The sequence below is a fragment of the Nitrosomonas marina genome, from assembly GCF_900111605.1.
Lineage (GTDB): Bacteria > Pseudomonadota > Gammaproteobacteria > Burkholderiales > Nitrosomonadaceae > Nitrosomonas > Nitrosomonas marina_A.
Window position 1 is genome coordinate 27,642 of the sequence record NZ_FOIA01000009.1, and the last position, 16,927, is coordinate 44,568.

The window sequence follows — 16,927 nt, forward strand, 5'->3', positions numbered from 1 at the left end:
CAGCATAACGATATTATTCCAGCTGGCAGGGCTGTAATAGTCAGACACGATTGCTGCTAATTTCCATCTGGCACGGTATCTGCGAACAAATCGATGGCGTTATATGCGTTATCGGGCAACGATTGCTTTTCTTTGAAAACGCTGCATAACCGCTGCTGTCTAATTTTTCCAGAGATAGGTATGAGTAAACACCTTGAAAAACTGCTTGTTCCAACACTGTCGCCAGATGGTGCGCATAAACCCCCTCATCAGATCGCGTATATGGACTGGGGTGATAAAAATAATCCACACGTTGTAATCTGTGTGCACGGCTTGACCCGCAACTGCCGGGATTTTGATTATCTGGCATCCGATTTATTGTCACATTTCCGTGTTATTTGTCCTGATGTTGTTGGACGAGGTCAAAGCGACTGGCTCGTGGATGAGCGGGATTATGATTACTACCCGGTTTATTTGTCAGATGCGGCTTTACTCGTTAAACATATTCAAAGCCAATACAGCTCAACAATAACCATTGACTGGGTAGGAATTTCAATGGGTGGATTAATCGGCATGATGACGGCCATTGATCTTAAAGACACAATTCGCAGACTGGTGATGAGCGACATTGGGCCATTGATTCCGGTAGCGGCTTTAAAAAGAATGTCTGAGTATGTCGGTAAAGAGATTCGATTTGGTAATCTGGATGATTTCGAAGCTTATATTCGAAGAATATCTGCGCCATTTGGCCCTTTAACCGATGCGCAGTGGCGACACCTGACAATACACAGCGCCCGTTTGCTTGACGACGGAACCTACACTTTCTACTATGATCCCAAAATTTCAGCAAGCTTCAAAGAGCACGCGCTGCAGGATGACGTTGATTTATGGCAATACTGGGACATGCTGCAAGCGCCTACCTTGGTGATCAGAGGAACTGATTCGGATGTATTGCAAGCTGAAACTGCAGTCCAGATGCAACAGCGAGGTCCTCGCGCCACAGTAATTGAGTTGCCCGGTATCGGGCATGCGCCAATACTGCTTGATAATAAACAGGTATCAATTGTCAAGGATTTTTTAATAAACCAATAATTATCAAACTTTTTATTGGCATCATTATATTTTGCTGTTTCTAAACAATTTAAATATTGTGATGAAAAATTTTCTCAATAAAGACTTGAAAGTGTCCGATGTAAATAATGTCTGAACGCAGTGCTTTTAGTCAACTGTTACAAGACATCTTTTATAGTCACGTGGAAAGCGTGTTGGGTAACAACATTTGCTCAACTCGCTTTTTACCAATTTATAGGAGAATTTATGAAATTAAATTTCATATTAGTATTTCTGATGTTTGTTTTTGCTGGGCCTGCATTTGCGGTTGTGAATATCAATACGGCAACACAGGCGGAGCTGGAATCGCTCCAGGGTATTGGACCTGCCAAAGCAAAAGCGATCGTGATGCATCGTGACCAGAAGGGGTTATTCGTTTCCACGGAAAACCTGATAGAGGTCGATGGTATCGGTCAGGGAACCATGAATCAGCTGCGCGACAGTATTACGGTGGGTGATATGCCGGAAACAGCAACCTCAGCTGCCGTGGCGGTTCAAAAAGACTAGATATCCGCTTCACTAAAAAAGCCCTCCGGATTGTATCTTACCGGAGGGCTTTTTTATTTATAAACTTCAGTGTATCGAGTAGACTTCATGTAAGAGAATAATTAATGATGGAGCATCTGCTCATGTTTACAACTATAGAAAATTTTGTCGGTAATACGCCACTGGTGAGGTTAAGGCATTTACCCGGTGACACCAGCAATATCATTCTTGCCAAACTTGAAGGAAACAATCCGGCTGGTTCGGTTAAAGACAGGCCTGCACTGTCCATGATCAAGCATGCGCAACAGCGCGGTGATATTAAGCCTGGAGACACGCTAATAGAAGCGACAAGTGGCAACACCGGTATTGCGCTGGCTATGGCCGCTGCTATCATGGGTTATCGTATGATACTTATCATGCCCGAGAATCTGAGTATTGAGCGGCGGCAATCGATGCGCGCTTATGGTGCTGAAATTATTCTGACACCACAGACCGGTAGCATGGAACACGCCAGAGATCTTGCCGAAAAAATGCGTGATGAGGGTAAAGGTTTCATTCTGGATCAATTTGCCAACCCGGACAATCCGCTCGCCCATTATGAAGGTACCGCTCCAGAAATCTGGCGTGATACAGCAGGAAAACTCACACATTTTGTCAGCAGTATGGGAACGACAGGCACCATAATGGGGTGTTCACGCTTTTTCAAAGAACAGCTGCCAAGTATAAAAATTATTGGTGTTCAGCCGGAAGAAGGTGCTCAAATACCGGGAATACGCAAGTGGCCTGCAGCATATTTGCCCAAAATTTATGACGCGGCAAGGGTGGATGACATGATTTATGTATCACAGGTGGAAGCAGAGGAAATGACGCGACGGCTGGCGCGGGAAGAAGGAATTTTTGCCGGTATTTCATCGGGCGGCGCTCTTGTTGCTGCGCTCAAGCTGTCGGTTCAGCTTGAAAATGCCGTGATAGCGTTCATAGTTTGTGACCGGGGTGACCGTTACCTGTCTACAGGTGTTTTTCCTGCGTAAAACCATTGCATGAGTCAATATTGCTCTTCCGGTCTGCGTAACAGGCCGATCACAGTTATTTCTCTGATATTGATAGCCTGTGTGTTGATGCTATGTGCTTCAACAGCTTTTTCCCGCTTTGCGATGGTTCTCGATGACATTAAACATCCGGCTTTTGAAATGAAAACTGTTTTGCTTCATTTTGTCAGTGGAAGCGATGAAACAGGTGAAATCGAAATCGTGATTGGAGAGTTTAAAGCTCAGGACTATATCTGGAAAAACATACGGTTGTCATGCAGCGATTTCCAGTATGGGCGCACGACGATGCAGTGCGAAAAAGGATACGTGAGGATTCCTGAATTTATCGCATTCCCGGTCGCGTTGCATGTTTTTTTCGATGCGCAGACATTAATCATCAAAGGATTTCCTGCAAAAAATGAGAGCTGGGAAGTCGCATTGGAGTGGAACAATACTTCTTGGCAGGGTATTGTGACAATTCATAATATTTCTCTGGACTCTATTGCCAAATGGTTTCCTGACCAGGAAAAAACGCCCATACCCGGCAATGGTCGTGTAAGTGGAAATGTTTCTTTTTCTGGGGATGGGGTGGATCTGAGATCTGCCGCAATGGATTTGTCAGTCGAGGAACTGGCTTTTTCCGACCGGGACGGATTGCATGCCGGTGAAAATATTAATCTGTCGTTGAAAGGTGGTATAAACCGCACGCCGCATCAAAGCCGGTGGCATTGGCACGGCGATGTTTATTGGCAACAGGGTGAGGTTTTTTGGCAACCGATCTATATGGTGGGATCGGATCACTATTTAAATTTGCAGGGTATATTCGATGGCGAAACTATACGCCTGATGGAGAGTACGGTTAAATTAAACGGACTGGGGATTTTTCATTTTACAGGCATTTTCAATCTATTACGCAAACAGTTAAGTACTTTTGAATTGAAGGCCGATGGGGTGCGGTTGGCGGCACTGTATGAACAGTTGTTACAACCGTTTTTGCGAAATACTGCGCTTGCGGAAATACAGTTAACAGGAAATGTTGATTGGCTGGTGCGTATGGAAGACGGCGTGGTGCAGTCATTGCAAATCGATTTGGATGAAGTGAACATCGAAGACGCACGAAATCGTTTTGCATTTCACCGTATCAATGCACACATTCCCTGGTTGTTTGAAGGCGCTACAGTTGCCGATATCAGTATTCTGAGCGGTCATGTGTTATCTATTCCGCTGGGAGCGGTACGCGTGCCATTGGAGTTGAATCAGTTCGACATTTTCTTGCCGCAGGTTACTTTGCCTGTATTGGATGGGCATCTGAAACTTGAAAATTTTGGCGCAAAATATACAGAAGACGGTTGGCGCTGGAAGTTTAATGGCGGATTATCGCCGATTTCAATGGAAGCGTTAACGAGTGCATTGCAAACCCAGCCTATGCGCGGCACACTTTCCGGTTACATACCGGAAGTCAGCTTTGATGGAAATACTGTTTCAGTGAACGGCGTGCTGCAACTCAGTGTTTTTGATGGCAGTGTTGTAATGCACAACCTTAAATTGATTGAACCGATGGGATTAGCGCCGCATCTAATGACTGATATAGCCATGCGAAATCTGGATCTGGAATTGTTGACCGGGACTTTCTCCTTTGGCAAGGTAGAAGGCCGGGTGGATATAGATGTGCTGAATCTCGAACTTGCCAACTGGGTTCCTGTTCATTTTGATGCGCACTTGTTCAGCAGTCCTGGCAGTTATTCCCGCCGCATCAGCCAGGCGGCGATTGAGAATATTTCGGCATTGGGAGGAAAAGGAGCCGTGGCTGCTATTCAGCGCAGTTTTTTGCGATTTTTCGAAGAATTTCGCTATGCGGAAATCGGTTGGCGTTGCAAGCTACGACTTGATATATGTTATATGGGCGGTATTGATTCAGAATCGGAATCGCGTTATACGTTAATCCAGGGAGGGGGTATCCCGGCAATAACAGTAATAGGCTATAATCGCGAAGTAGGGTGGCAGGAATTGATCAGCCGCCTGCAGCGTATTACCAGTGAAAATGAACCGATTATTCAATAGTTTTAATACTGTAGTATAAGAATGCAAAGAAAGTTAACGCAGACAGTGCAGTTTATATGTGTAACGATGGTGTTATCAGCATGCGTTACGATCAATATTTATTTTCCTGCTGCTGCAGCTGAAAAAGCAGCAGATAAAATCATCGAGGAGGTCTGGCAACTGGAGCGTGAACAAAATGAAGAAAATCAAGAAAAAGAGGAATGACCGGTCAAATGGAATAATTGTAGTCGCGGCAAGAGAGCGCGAATCAGTCAACTTTTTTCAGGTTAGTCATGGTTAATTACACAAGATATTATCTGCTGCTACTTTGTTTATTGTGTGCATCAATACCGATGCTGGGTTATGCAGAGGCGAATCTCGAAATCAATTCACCGGCCATTAGCAACATTAAACAGCGGATGCAAAGCAGGCATTCTGAGCTTGTGGAGTATTACAACAGCGGGGCTATCGGTTTAACTCAGGATGGTATGGTTATGGTACGCGATGCAAATGCGGTTTCTTTGGCCAAACGTCAGCATGTCAATTCGCTGGTTTCAGCCGAAAATCAGGATAGAAACGCGCTGTACCGTGAAATTGCGCGTGCAAACAATCATCCTGAATGGGAATCAAAAATACGTTCAACGTTTGGTGAACGTTGGATAAATCTGGCAAGATCCGGGTGGTGGTATCAGGCCGGCGGGCGGTGGAAGCAGAAATAAAATACGTTTTGATCGAGATATAATCAGCTTGGATTGTATCGATGATATACAGGCTTGGTATTTTCGTGATATACGTATACAAATAAGCCTGTTGGCAGAATGGTTTTGTGTGATATGCTTGAACTTAAGAAGATGGTAATATGTCTCATTAATCTGGCAGATTTGTCTGATATTTAATTCTCAAGAGGAGGTTGTTTAATAATGGATCAAAATTACTCGACTATCGGCAGAAGTTCACGAACGAAGCAAGCAATTGAAATTAATAAGGTGCTGCGTAATACCTACATGTTATTGGCAATGACATTGCTGTTCAGTGGGCTGACTGCATCTATTTCAATGATGATGAATATGCCGCCGATGACCTATTTAATATCTGTGATTGGTGGTATGGTGATTGCCATGTTTGTGTTGCCGCGTTTTGCACATTCAACAGCTGGCATTGGTATAGTTTTTCTGATTACCGGTCTATTGGGATTTGGGCTGGGACCTATACTGAGCATGTATGCATCAGTACCTAACGGCAGTAACATAATTATGCTGTCGCTGGGTGGGACGGGTGTGATCTTTATGGGACTGTCAGCATATGTGCTGGCAACACGTAAGGATTTCAGCTTCCTTGGCGGCTTTTTAATGGTTGGTTTTTTGTTGGTGCTGGTCGCTGCTGTAGCGAATATCTTTCTGGCTATTCCTGCCATGTCGCTTATGATATCAGCGGTTGTAATCATGCTGATGAGCGGGTTCATTCTGCACGATACCAGCCGAATTATTCATGGCGGTGAAACCAATTATATTCTGGCGACCATTGGATTGTATATGACGATTTTTAATATCTTTATCAGCCTGCTGCAGATTCTGGGCATTATGGGCGGTGATGATTAATTATCACATATATTGATTGATAGGAAAAACCCCGGCTAGCCGGGGTTTTGTTTTTGGTCGAATCATTGTTTGAAACACAATAGAAAGTGATACTCCTATGGACTGGATGAAAATAGTTGCTGCGCTGGCTTTGATCATGTTCATTGTCTATTTATTTCCAAGAGCGCGCCATATGATGGAAAACAGCCCTAAAGGTTCATCGGCTGACTGGATGGGTTTTGTGGTGCCAATACTGGTAATTGTGTTATTTGTTATGTTGCTTGTCCAGTTGGTCTAGCTAGTACTCTATCAATATCATATTGAAAGAGCACTAGCCTGTCCAATACATCATTCCGTTCTCCAATGAGGCAGACGATGTTCAAAAGGGCAAACTTATTATTTTTTATATACGGTACGTAAAGACGTCATTCATGTGCCCGCAGTTTTTCCCCAGGAATCCCGTAATGTGACCGCTCTGTTGAATACTGGTTTGCCGTGATGGCTGTCGATACGGTCTGCGATAAAGTAACCGTTGCGCTCGAACTGAAAACACTGTTCCGGCTCTGCTGCTAACAGCGTGGGCTCTACAAAAGCATGGAGTGTCATTTTTGAATTCGGGTTAAGGGCATTTTTGTAGTCCTTGTCGCCACTGTCAGGATAGGGATCGTTGAACAGACGGTCAAAAAGTCGGATTTCCACGGTCTTGGCTTGATTGGCGGCCAGCCAGTGTATATTTCCCTTTACTTTTCGCTTCGTAGCGCCAACTGTACCGCTTTTGGTTTCAGGGTCGTAAGTGCAGTGGATCGCTGCGATTTCGCCTTGTGCATTTTTTTCAATGCGCTCAAATTTTATGATGTAAGCATAACGCAAGCGAACTTCCCCGCCAGGTTTGAGCCGAAAAAAACCTTTAACAGGTTCTTCCATAAAATCATCCTGTTCTATATACACAACCTTGGCAAATGGTACCGTGCGTTTTCCCCACTCGGGTTTTTGTGGATGGTTGGGTGCAAAGCAATCTTCTTCCTGATCCTCCGGATAATTGTCGATTATCAGTTTCAAGGGTTTCAGAACTGCAATACGGCGCGGCGCATGTTCATTCAGGTCTTCGCGCAAGCAATCTTCCAGTACGCCCATATCGATCCAGGAGTCTGCCTTGCTGACACCGATACGTTCGGCAAACTTCTGAATTGATAGTGGTGTATAACCCCGACGCCGCACGCCTGCCAATGTGCTAAGGCGCGGATCATCCCAGCCGTCGACAAGTTTTTGTTCAACCAGTTCGATGAGTTTTCGTTTGCTCATCACAGTGTAGGTTAGATTGAGACGCGCGAATTCAATTTGTTGCGGGTGGCAGGGTAATTTTTCTTGTAGTTGATCCAGCACCCAGTCATAAAGGGGACGGTGATCCTCAAACTCGAGCGTGCACAGTGAGTGTGTTATATTTTCAAGTGCATCGGAAATACAATGTGTGTAATCATACATCGGGTAAATGCACCATTTGTCCCTGGTACGCTGATGGTGTGCATAGCGGATACGGTAGATAACCGGATCGCGCATATTGATATTCGGCGATGACATATCGATTTTGGCACGCAATACATGGGCGCCCTCTGCGAACTCACCTGCTTTCATGCGACGAAATAAATCCATGTTCTCCGTCACAGAACGATCACGGAAAGGGCTGGGCTCCCCCGGAGTGGTTAGAGTGCCGCGTCTTTCACGTATTTCGTCAGCAGACTGACTGTCGATATAAGCTTTGCCCTCTGCAATCAAATATTCTGCAAACGCATATAACTGGTCAAAATAATCTGAAGAAAAGTGCAGATGCTCACCCCAGTCAAAACCCAGCCAGCGAACATTGTCGCAGATAGCATCGACAAATTCCTGTGCCTCTTTTTCCGGATTGGTATCATCAAAGCGCAAATGACAGACGCCATTAAATTCTTTGGCAATACCAAAGTTCAGACAAATACTCTTTGCGTGTCCGATATGCAGATAACCGTTGGGCTCTGGCGGAAATCGGGTTTCTACTCTACCTTGCCATTTACCAGTTCTGTTGTCTTCATTAATGATACTGCGAATAAAATTGGAAGCTGTCGATTCTACTGTGGATGGATTTTTCATAAAAATAAAGAGCTTGTTTTTTGAATGTGATTTATGATACTTGCTTTGGATTTTTTAATAGTTGCCTATTGCAATAGTCTTTCCAATAGGCGGAACATGCCGTAACTTGCAATTACTCTGAAAGAGCCGTTTAATCATTGCATGGACGTTAGTCTTAATATATTTAATTAATCGCAACAATTATAACTTTGATTGTTTCAAAATCTATTCAAACTTCACGTTTTCCAAAAGCTGTTTTAATTGACTTTTGGAGTTGTGTCGAATAAAATCACCGCCTCTTTTAGAATTTGCAGGATAGATTTTTTCGTGAAAACATTCTCAGCCAAAGCACACGAAGTAAAACATGACTGGTATGTTATCGATGCTACGGATAAAGTATTGGGTCGCCTTGCTTCTGCAATAGCGCACCGCTTGCGTGGCAAGCATAAGGCCATTTATACACCTCATGTTGATACAGGCGATTATATAGTCGTCATCAATGTCGATAAATTACGTATAACCGGTAATAAAGCGGATGATAAAAAATATTACAGGCATACGGGTTATCCGGGTGGTTTATATGAAACGAACTTCAGGAAGATGCGCGCACGTTTTCCCGGTAGACCGCTCGAGAAAGCAGTCAAAGGGATGCTACCCAAGGGTCCATTGGGATATGCCATGATTAAAAAGCTCAAACTGTATGCAGGCGATGCACATCCACATGCAGCGCAACAACCTCAACCCCTTGAAATCAGGGCATAATTAAATATGACAACACAGTTTAATTACGGAACCGGGCGACGTAAAAGCGCCGTAGCGCGCGTTTATATAAAACCGGGTACAGGTTCAATTATTGTAAACAATAAACCTGTCGATGAATATTTTTCGCGTGAAACGGGTCAAATGGTTGTCAAACAACCGCTGGAGCTTACAGAACATTTGACAACATTTGATATCATGGTGAATATACGCGGTGGCGGGGAATCAGGACAAGCTGGTGCAGTGCGGCATGGTATCACCCGTGCTTTAATCGATTATGACGCCGAGCTGAAACCGGTATTAAGCAAGGCCGGACTAGTAACGCGCGATGCACGTGAAGTTGAGAGAAAAAAGGTTGGATTGCGTAAAGCGAGGCGGCGCAAGCAGTTTTCCAAACGCTGAGATATTGCTTCATATGAATGCACAAAGCCGCCGTTTTATGGCGGCTTTTTTATTTTCATCATATTTATGTACTGGATAATATAAATTTTGTATCATGAAATCATATGATTAAAGTTGGTATTGTAGGTGGAACAGGTTATACGGGCGTAGAGTTACTGCGTATTCTGATTCAACATCCTGAAGTTAAAATTACAACCATTACATCGCGCAATGAATCGGGTATGGATGTGGCAGAATTGTTCGCCAGTTTAAGAGGGCATATTGATCTGAAATTCAGCGATCCATCAGGGTCTGCACTTGATCAATGTGATCTGGTTTTCTTTGCAACGCCCAACGGGATTGCTATGCAGCAAGCTGAAGCATTGCTGGATGCGGGTGTGAAAATAATTGATCTGGCTGCTGATTTTCGTATAAAAGATATTGCAGAATGGGAAAAATGGTATGGCATGCAACATGCATGCCCCGAACTGGTAGCAAGTGCTGTTTACGGTTTGCCAGAAATTAATCGTGCAGAAATTAAAAGTGCGTGTTTGGTTGCCAATCCCGGTTGTTATCCTACAGCAGTACAGTTGGGCTTTTTGCCTGTCGTTGAGATGGGTATTGTTGACACAAATCATTTAATTGCCGATGTAAAGTCAGGTGTGTCCGGTGCGGGTAGAAAAGCAGAAGTGCATACATTGCTGGCAGAAGCTTCAGATAATTTCAAAGCGTATGGAGTTCCAGGGCACAGACATCATCCCGAAATCAGACAAGGATTAACCAGGGTTGCAGGCAAACCGGTCGAGCTCACATTTGTACCGCATCTGGTGCCGATGATACGGGGTATTCATGCTACTCTGTATGCCCGGTTGACTAAAAAGCGCAAGATCGATTTGCAGGCAATTTATGAGGAACGTTTTGCAACAGAAGCATTTGTAGATGTGTTGCCAGCGGGAAAACACCCTGAGACGCGAACAGTTCGCGGTTCGAATATTTGTCGGATTGCTGTGCACAGACCACAAAATAGTGATACCGTTGTAATTCTGTCTGTTACAGATAATCTGGTAAAGGGAGCTGCGGGACAGGCTGTGCAGAATATGAATATTATGTTTGGTTTTCCTGAAACGCTGGGTATCAGTCAGATTCCTTTGATACCTTAGCCGATTGTCGGACTGGCTATCAGGTGCTGAAGGGGAATAAATTGTTCAAAAAAAAGTCTGAATTGTTGCCTGAACGAGTAATCATACGCGCATATGTTTCCTGGAAGACCCGTTTGTTGATTGTCTTTTTGGTCAGCATGTTGCTGGCGATGCTTGCCTGGGGTATGTATGAAGCAGGAAAAAGGACAGCAGGAGCTGTGGATGCTGCATCACTGGCAACATTGAGTGAACCGTATCATGTGGCTACGTGTTTGCAAAAGAAACGGTCGGAGCTATGTACACAACTGGCCGAATTAACAAGGCAGTTTCAGATTGTTCAGACGACCAATGAAGACCTGGCCAGGCAGACGCGTTCACTGAGTAAAGAAAATAACAGATTGAAGGAAGAGCTCGATTTTTTCGAGCATGTAATGACGGGGAACACAAAGATTGATAATGGTGTTTCAATACATCAATTCAATCTGAAAAAAGATGCTCAGCCAGGCGTATACCGATACTCTGTTTCAATGGTGCAGGGTGGGCAGCGGCCAAAAGATTTTAATGGAAGCCTGAAGTTTTTTGTGAATCTCCAGCAGAATGATCAGCGAAAAACTGTGCTGTTGACTAATAAAAACGCAGAAAAAAGCTTCTCTATCAGTTTTAAGTTTTATCATAGAATTGAAGAGTCGTTCAAAATACCGCCCGATACAATTGTGGAAAGCATGAAAGTACAGGTTTTTGAACAGGGGGATTCGCAGGTCAAGTTGACACAAACTGCAGAACCTTCGTAGTAAAGGAGAAAATCATGTTTGGGAAAAAAAAGAAAGCCAAACTTCACAGCCATATAGACACTTTGATTGGCGCTCAAACTCATATTACCGGTGATGTCTGCTTTAGCGGCGGGTTACGTGTGGATGGGAATATCAATGGTAATATCATCGCTGAAGATGGTGACCAGCACACATTAATTCTCAGTAACGCGGGTTATATTGAAGGGAAGATACAAGTCGCCAATGTGATTATTAATGGTACGGTAAAAGGGCCTATTCATGCTTCCAGGTATCTGGAACTGCAAGAAAATGCACAAATTCATGGTGATGTGTATTACGGTTCAATTGAAGTCAAGCTGGGCGCCTCTGTCGATGGAAAAATGATTCATCAGGATAAACTTCAGTCCGAGAAATTGGTCTCATTAATACCGGCTGCATCCGAATGAAAACAGCGGTAGTGAAAAAGGCGTTGTAATCTCAACGGTTTGTTCAACAAAACAACTGAATTTGATAAAAAATGATAACTGAAGCAGGTATGTCCAATACCGAAAATACACCTATTTTGTTTACCGAGAACGCGGCAAACAAGGTCAAACAGCTAATAACAGAGGAAGGCAATGAGGCGCTTAAATTAAGAGTCTTTGTCAGTGGTGGAGGCTGCTCGGGGTTTCAGTATGGATTTACATTTGATGAAGCGGTCAATGAAGATGACATGGTCATGGAAAAAAACGGTGTGCAATTGTTAATTGATTCCATGAGTTTCCAGTATCTGATCGGGGCTGAGATTGATTATCAGGAAAATATAAAAGGTGCCCAGTTCGTCATCAAGAACCCAGGGGCATCCAGTACTTGTGGATGTGGTTCTTCATTCACGGTTTAAGATAATCAGTATTTCAGTATCGTATGTTATGCGGAGTATACTGCACCCAGTATCCGCTCGCCCAATGCGCCGGTGACGGCGGGGATATTTCCCGGATTTCTTAAAATTGTTTGACGGGCCAGCCATGCAAAAGCGCTGGCTTCGACCCAATCTACAGGTATTCCAAGTTCATCGGTCAAGGCAACTTTCATACCGGAGAGCGATTTCTTCAAGTGATGTACCAGATGCAGGTTGCGTGCGCCGCCGCCGCACAAGTAGATTTCATTGGCGTTTGGATAATATGTCTGGATGGCCTGTGAAATGGATACGGTCGATAACTGTATTAATGTTGCCTGCACATCCTCAGGAAGTTCATTTCGTAAGTGGCTTTCCAGCCATTTATAATTAAACAAATCTCTGCCCGTACTTTTGGGAGGGGGGGAAGAAAAAAAATCGATCGACAGTAATTTATCAAGTAGTGAAGGAATGATGTTGCCGGTTGCCGCCCAATCGCCATTGTTATCAAAATGTTTGCCGGTGTGTCGCTGGCACCAGGCATCCAATAGTATATTACCGGGACCGCAGTCAAATCCGCTGACTTCGGCAGATGGATCTAGGTAAGTCAAATTGGCGATGCCGCCAATATTGACAATGACACGGCGGTAGCTCGAATCCATGAATGCAGCGCGATGAAAGGCGGGTACCAGTGGTGCACCCTGGCCTCCGGCGGCAAGATCGCGGCTTCTGAAATCGGAAACAACGGAAATACAGGTTAATTCAGCGAGTAGTGCGGCGTTGACAAGCTGTATAGTGTATTTTTTCTCGATTTCCGGACAGTGACGAATCGTCTGTCCATGGCATCCGATTGCGGTTATTTCATGTGGCGATACTGCGTTGTCTTTCAAGAGCTCTTTGATTGCAGCTGCATATACGTGGGCAAGACGGTTGCTGACTACTGCTGCCGTATTGAGCTCGTCATACTCGGGATGATTCAGAGCGAGTAATTTTGATTTGAGTGCATCGTCGTAAGGCAGAAAAAAGGTTTTTGCAAGTGAAATCCCGTCCGATCTGAAATCGACTAATACAGCATCGACACCATCCAGGCTGGTGCCAGACATGATGCCGATGTAATAAGCGGATTCCAAGATTAACCCAAAAAACGTTACACAAGGCCAGTAGAAGGCGTTTTGCAATTCCTATGCGATGCCAAGTTCGAGCTCAATACACTATTATCAATAATTTAAAGTCCGGTTTGCAGCCTGTTTTTTGGCTGGGTATTATCCGTATCAGTGCAGCGATCAGTTAATTATTCGATGCAAGGTGCAGACTTCGCATGATATCCAGACGGGAAAGCAGTGCCGTAGCTTCCTTCTGGAATGCTGGTAAATCTTTTTTTGCAATCGGTGTCGCTGTCGGTAGCGCTATTTTTGATGGATCACGCTGCACGCCGTTGACGCGTAATTCATAATGCAGATGTGGGCCTGTTGCCATTCCCGTCATACCGACGTAACCAATAACATCGCCCTGGCTGACACGCGAGCCATTTTTGAGGCCTTTGGCAAAGCCCGATAAATGCCCATAAGCGGTTTCGTATTGATCATCGTGTTTAATTATGATGAGTTTACCATAACCTCTTTGTGTGCCTGCAAATGTGACTTTGCCATTAGCGGTTGATTTTACAGGTGTGCCAGTTGGGGCTGCATAATCAATTCCCTTGTGTGCGCGCCATTTCTTGAGTACGGGGTGAAAGCGTGCTTTACTGAAGCCGGAGCTGATGCGTGAGAATTCAAGCGGTGCTTTCAAAAATGCTTTGCGCAGGCTTTCTCCGTCGGGCGTGTAATAGCCAAAGTCACCATTGGATGATTGAAAATATATCGCCTGGTAAGTTTTGCGATGATTGGTAAATTCGACTGCGATAACCTTTCCAGATTTGCTGGCACCGCCGCTACTGTCGATTAATGTTTCATAGACGACTGTGAAACGGTCGCCTTGTCGCAGATCACGGTGAAAATCGATCTCGGATGCCAGAATATCGATCATTTGGGTGGCGATGGTGTTGGGTATGCCGGCTTTGTCTGTTGCGGCAAAAAGCGAGCTGTTGACAGTGCCCGATTTCATCTGGATTTGTGACTCAAGTTCAACTTTCTGTTCGGACATTTTGAATACATGTTCCGTTTTTTCCATCAGGAACAGTTCTTCATTGCCGAAGAAATAGCGCAGTGTCAGTAGATTACCGTCCGCGGTTGTTTGTGCGTGGATAATTTTTCCAGGCTGCAGCCGTCGCATGGCACGGCTGTCACGGGCCGCCTGAAGAAAATTTTGCTTGTCATGTTGATTGACGTCAAGACGATCCAGTATCGCGGCTATGGTATCACCGCGGCGAATGGTTTCCTGTCGCCAGAATGATTGATCTGAGCTGGCCTCCAGTTCAGGTAATACGTCGGGCAGGTAAAGGTCGCGAACGACTTCCTTGATCTCGACTTCATGAAGGGAAGGCGAATTTGGCGCAATGCCGAAAGCGGTGACAAATCCAAATAATGGAATGGTTGATAATACTATGAGCCAGCGGAGTGTTTTTTTGGTTAGTCTCGATGATTTTTGAGCTAAAATGCTCGAATTGCTGCGTATTGGCATAAATCGCATACAGGACAGTCCCCCTTCTCTTTTATATTGATTCAATTCATGTCATGTCGCAAATACTCTTAATTCTAACACGATAAATCAAAAACATTGTACCTAAGTACACTACTCAGATAGTAAAATTGAATGTCGAGGCGGAAATGAATTTCGATTGGAACTACTTGTTAAAAATTTAATTGTGGATAATACAGTCAATCAGCAAATAGAAATAATAAAATACGGCAGCCATGAGTTGCTCATAGAAAAGGAACTCGAGAGTAAGTTGAAAGCCGGCAAGCCGTTGCGGGTTAAAGCAGGGTTCGATCCAACTGCTCCGGACTTACACCTTGGTCATGCGGTACTGTTGAACAAAATGCGGCAATTACAGGAGCTTGGGCATCATGTTTTGTTTTTGATCGGTGATTTTACCGGCATGATAGGCGACCCAAGCGGTAAAAATGCGACACGGCCACCGCTGACACGTGAACAAGTAGCCGAAAACGCCAGGTCCTACACGGACCAGGTATTTAAAATACTGCATCCTGAACAGACTGAAATTGTGTTTAACTCAACCTGGATGGATGGATTTGATGCAGCGGATTTGATCCGGCTGGCTTCGACGTATACCGTCGCGCGCATGCTGGAACGTGATGATTTCGAGAAACGTTACCGCAATAATCAGTCTATCGCGATTCACGAATTTTTGTATCCGTTGGTACAGGGTTATGATTCTGTTGCTTTGAAAGCTGACCTGGAGTTGGGAGGTACGGATCAGAAGTTTAATCTGCTGGTAGGGCGAGAACTGCAAAAGCATTTTGGTCTGCCACAGCAGTGCATTCTTACTATGCCTCTGCTGGAAGGCCTGGATGGTATCAATAAGATGTCCAAATCGCTGAGCAACTATGTCGGAATTACAGAAAGCCCGACAGAAATTTTTGGCAAATTAATGTCGGTTTCAGATCAATTAATGTGGCGTTATATTGAATTACTGTCATCCGAGCCTATCGAAACCATACATGGCTGGCAGCGGGAGGTCAAAGCAGGACGGAATCCAAGAGATATCAAGGTAATGTTTGCACAGGAAATCGTTACGCGCTTTCACAGTCGCAACGCAGCCGAGTCAGCGCTTGTTGATTTTGAAATGCGATTCAAGCGAGGAGCGCTTCCAGACGAAATACCTGAAAAGACTGTTCAGGTCGATGGTACAGCCATCCGGTTGACGTCTCTTATGAAACAGGCCGGGCTATCTGCAAGCACAAGTGAAGCAATGCGCATGATTGATCAGGGTGCTGTCAAAGTAGATGGAGAAAAGGTCGAGGATAAATCGAAAGAAATACAGCGATGTGAGACGATTGTTATACAAGTCGGCAAGCGCAAGTTTGCCAGAGTGACAACTGCATAAGCCACTTGATTTTTTGTCCGGTTTGTCTAATTTTTATTTAAGGAAAAAATCATGATTCGTAATCCAATAGATGTGTCCACGCGTGTGAGTTCCAATCTCTCAGCATTGATTGAGACTCGTTTGAACACGGATGATCCCGAGGAATATGTCACGCTCGCAGTTATACGAGACTATCTAACCGATATGCTGTCGGCGGCGTTTACCGAGACGGAACATATCCATCACTTTGATATCAATGATTCGCTGCTTGACGAGCTGGACGCATTGATTGAAGAATTTGGTGAAACGGCGCTGGCGAGTGATTTCGTGCAAAACAGCGCCAGCGAACCTATGTCACGAGTCATTGACGCGGTAATTAACAGTAGGGATCAGGATAACCCGCCGACACTGGAAGCAGTCAGAGAAGCTATCGCAATGGGGTTGCCGGCAAGACTCGTTGGTGATGGTGTGCTGGATGAGGACGAAGATGATGCGCTACTTGCAGAAATCGATGCGTTAATCAATCGGCACGGTGGTGATGCGCTGGCCGAGGAGTTTTTACGTTACGAATAAGGTCGGGTATCCGGTCAGCACCTGAATCCTTCGTTGATTGAAGGAAAAGAGTAATAAGCGGTTTAGGAAGCCAGCAAAAGTACGTCTGAATGACCAGCCTGAATGCCACTTATAATCCGGTTG

20 protein-coding genes are annotated in these 16,927 nt (G+C 44.7%); 16 read left to right on the forward strand and 4 right to left on the reverse strand.

The genetic code is table 11. The features are described 5' to 3' along the window. Window positions 1–180: 180 nt before the first annotated feature. The 3 genes from BMY62_RS05515 to cysM all read left to right on the forward strand — a co-directional run bounded on the left by BMY62_RS05515 (window position 181) and on the right by cysM (window position 2,606). Window positions 181–1,071: an alpha/beta fold hydrolase gene (locus BMY62_RS05515; protein ID WP_090657483.1), complete on the forward strand. Its 891-nt coding sequence runs from the start codon at window positions 181–183 to the stop codon at window positions 1,069–1,071. 225 nt (window positions 1,072–1,296) lie between these two features. Next, window positions 1,297–1,596, forward strand: a complete 300-nt coding sequence (locus BMY62_RS05520) for a ComEA family DNA-binding protein (RefSeq protein WP_090657484.1) — start codon at window positions 1,297–1,299, stop codon at window positions 1,594–1,596. A gap of 122 nt (window positions 1,597–1,718) precedes the next feature. Continuing rightward, window positions 1,719–2,606 carry a cysteine synthase CysM gene (gene cysM / locus BMY62_RS05525; RefSeq protein WP_090657608.1) on the forward strand — a complete coding sequence of 296 codons (888 nt, stop codon included), beginning with the start codon at window positions 1,719–1,721 and terminating at the stop codon, window positions 2,604–2,606. Window positions 2,607–2,620: 14 nt separating this feature from the next. On the opposite strand, the gene BMY62_RS16475 is transcribed toward cysM, so the two are convergent. Next, entirely contained in the window at window positions 2,621–2,746 is a 126-nt protein-coding gene (locus BMY62_RS16475; RefSeq protein WP_256207441.1) for a hypothetical protein, read from the reverse strand. A gap of 19 nt (window positions 2,747–2,765) precedes the next feature. Here BMY62_RS16475 and BMY62_RS05530 point away from each other — a divergent pair, with 19 nt between their 5' ends. The 5 genes from BMY62_RS05530 (at window position 2,766) to BMY62_RS05545 (ending at window position 6,518) form a co-directional block, all read left to right on the forward strand. Then, window positions 2,766–4,664, forward strand: coding sequence for an intermembrane phospholipid transport YdbH family protein (locus BMY62_RS05530; protein ID WP_143058758.1), 1,899 nt, complete (start codon window positions 2,766–2,768; stop codon window positions 4,662–4,664). 21 nt (window positions 4,665–4,685) lie between these two features. Beyond that, window positions 4,686–4,868: a hypothetical protein gene (locus BMY62_RS15920; protein ID WP_143058759.1), complete on the forward strand. Its 183-nt coding sequence runs from the start codon at window positions 4,686–4,688 to the stop codon at window positions 4,866–4,868. 68 nt (window positions 4,869–4,936) lie between these two features. Then, window positions 4,937–5,362 (forward strand): YdbL family probable chaperone protein, encoded by a 426-nt coding sequence (locus BMY62_RS05535; RefSeq protein ID WP_090657490.1) that lies wholly within the window; start codon window positions 4,937–4,939, stop codon window positions 5,360–5,362. Between the two features lie 201 nt (window positions 5,363–5,563). Next, a complete protein-coding gene (locus BMY62_RS05540) occupies window positions 5,564–6,241 on the forward strand; it encodes a Bax inhibitor-1/YccA family protein (RefSeq protein WP_090657491.1) in 678 nt (225 codons plus the stop codon). 97 nt (window positions 6,242–6,338) lie between these two features. Then, window positions 6,339–6,518: a hypothetical protein gene (locus tag BMY62_RS05545; protein WP_090632102.1), complete on the forward strand. Its 180-nt coding sequence runs from the start codon at window positions 6,339–6,341 to the stop codon at window positions 6,516–6,518. 131 nt (window positions 6,519–6,649) lie between these two features. Here the strand turns inward: BMY62_RS05545 and BMY62_RS05550 are convergent, their stop codons facing one another. Continuing rightward, window positions 6,650–8,344: a glutamine--tRNA ligase/YqeY domain fusion protein gene (locus tag BMY62_RS05550; RefSeq protein WP_090657493.1), complete on the reverse strand. Its 1,695-nt coding sequence runs from the start codon at window positions 8,342–8,344 to the stop codon at window positions 6,650–6,652. Window positions 8,345–8,650: 306 nt separating this feature from the next. Here BMY62_RS05550 and rplM point away from each other — a divergent pair, with 306 nt between their 5' ends. The 6 genes from rplM to erpA all read left to right on the forward strand — a co-directional run bounded on the left by rplM (window position 8,651) and on the right by erpA (window position 12,252). Then, window positions 8,651–9,085 carry a 50S ribosomal protein L13 gene (rplM, locus tag BMY62_RS05555; protein ID WP_090657495.1) on the forward strand — a complete coding sequence of 145 codons (435 nt, stop codon included), beginning with the start codon at window positions 8,651–8,653 and terminating at the stop codon, window positions 9,083–9,085. A gap of 6 nt (window positions 9,086–9,091) precedes the next feature. Then, entirely contained in the window at window positions 9,092–9,484 is a 393-nt protein-coding gene (gene rpsI / locus BMY62_RS05560; protein WP_090657497.1) for a 30S ribosomal protein S9, read from the forward strand. Window positions 9,485–9,588: 104 nt separating this feature from the next. After that, a complete protein-coding gene (argC, locus tag BMY62_RS05565; protein WP_090657498.1) occupies window positions 9,589–10,623 on the forward strand; it encodes an N-acetyl-gamma-glutamyl-phosphate reductase in 1,035 nt (344 codons plus the stop codon). A 41-nt stretch (window positions 10,624–10,664) separates the two neighbouring features. Next, entirely contained in the window at window positions 10,665–11,393 is a 729-nt protein-coding gene (locus BMY62_RS05570; RefSeq protein ID WP_090657503.1) for a DUF6776 family protein, read from the forward strand. A gap of 14 nt (window positions 11,394–11,407) precedes the next feature. After that, complete coding sequence (locus BMY62_RS05575; RefSeq protein WP_090657506.1) at window positions 11,408–11,818, forward strand: bactofilin family protein; 411 nt, start codon at window positions 11,408–11,410, stop codon at window positions 11,816–11,818. A 71-nt stretch (window positions 11,819–11,889) separates the two neighbouring features. Beyond that, complete coding sequence (gene erpA / locus BMY62_RS05580; protein WP_371264072.1) at window positions 11,890–12,252, forward strand: iron-sulfur cluster insertion protein ErpA; 363 nt, start codon at window positions 11,890–11,892, stop codon at window positions 12,250–12,252. A 26-nt stretch (window positions 12,253–12,278) separates the two neighbouring features. On the opposite strand, the gene BMY62_RS05585 is transcribed toward erpA, so the two are convergent. Together BMY62_RS05585 and BMY62_RS05590 are read right to left on the reverse strand one after the other, a co-directional pair. Beyond that, complete coding sequence (locus BMY62_RS05585) at window positions 12,279–13,376, reverse strand: anhydro-N-acetylmuramic acid kinase (RefSeq protein WP_090657612.1); 1,098 nt, start codon at window positions 13,374–13,376, stop codon at window positions 12,279–12,281. 157 nt (window positions 13,377–13,533) lie between these two features. Continuing rightward, window positions 13,534–14,874: a M23 family metallopeptidase gene (locus BMY62_RS05590; protein ID WP_090657508.1), complete on the reverse strand. Its 1,341-nt coding sequence runs from the start codon at window positions 14,872–14,874 to the stop codon at window positions 13,534–13,536. Window positions 14,875–15,049: 175 nt separating this feature from the next. Between BMY62_RS05590 and tyrS the strand changes: the two genes are divergently transcribed. Both tyrS and BMY62_RS05600 read left to right on the forward strand, forming a co-directional pair. Further along, on the forward strand, window positions 15,050–16,252 hold the full coding sequence (gene tyrS / locus BMY62_RS05595; RefSeq protein WP_090657614.1) for a tyrosine--tRNA ligase: 1,203 nt from the start codon (window positions 15,050–15,052) through the stop codon (window positions 16,250–16,252). A 51-nt stretch (window positions 16,253–16,303) separates the two neighbouring features. Then, window positions 16,304–16,804, forward strand: coding sequence for a hypothetical protein (locus BMY62_RS05600; RefSeq protein ID WP_090657510.1), 501 nt, complete (start codon window positions 16,304–16,306; stop codon window positions 16,802–16,804). Window positions 16,805–16,927 lie beyond the last annotated feature (123 nt).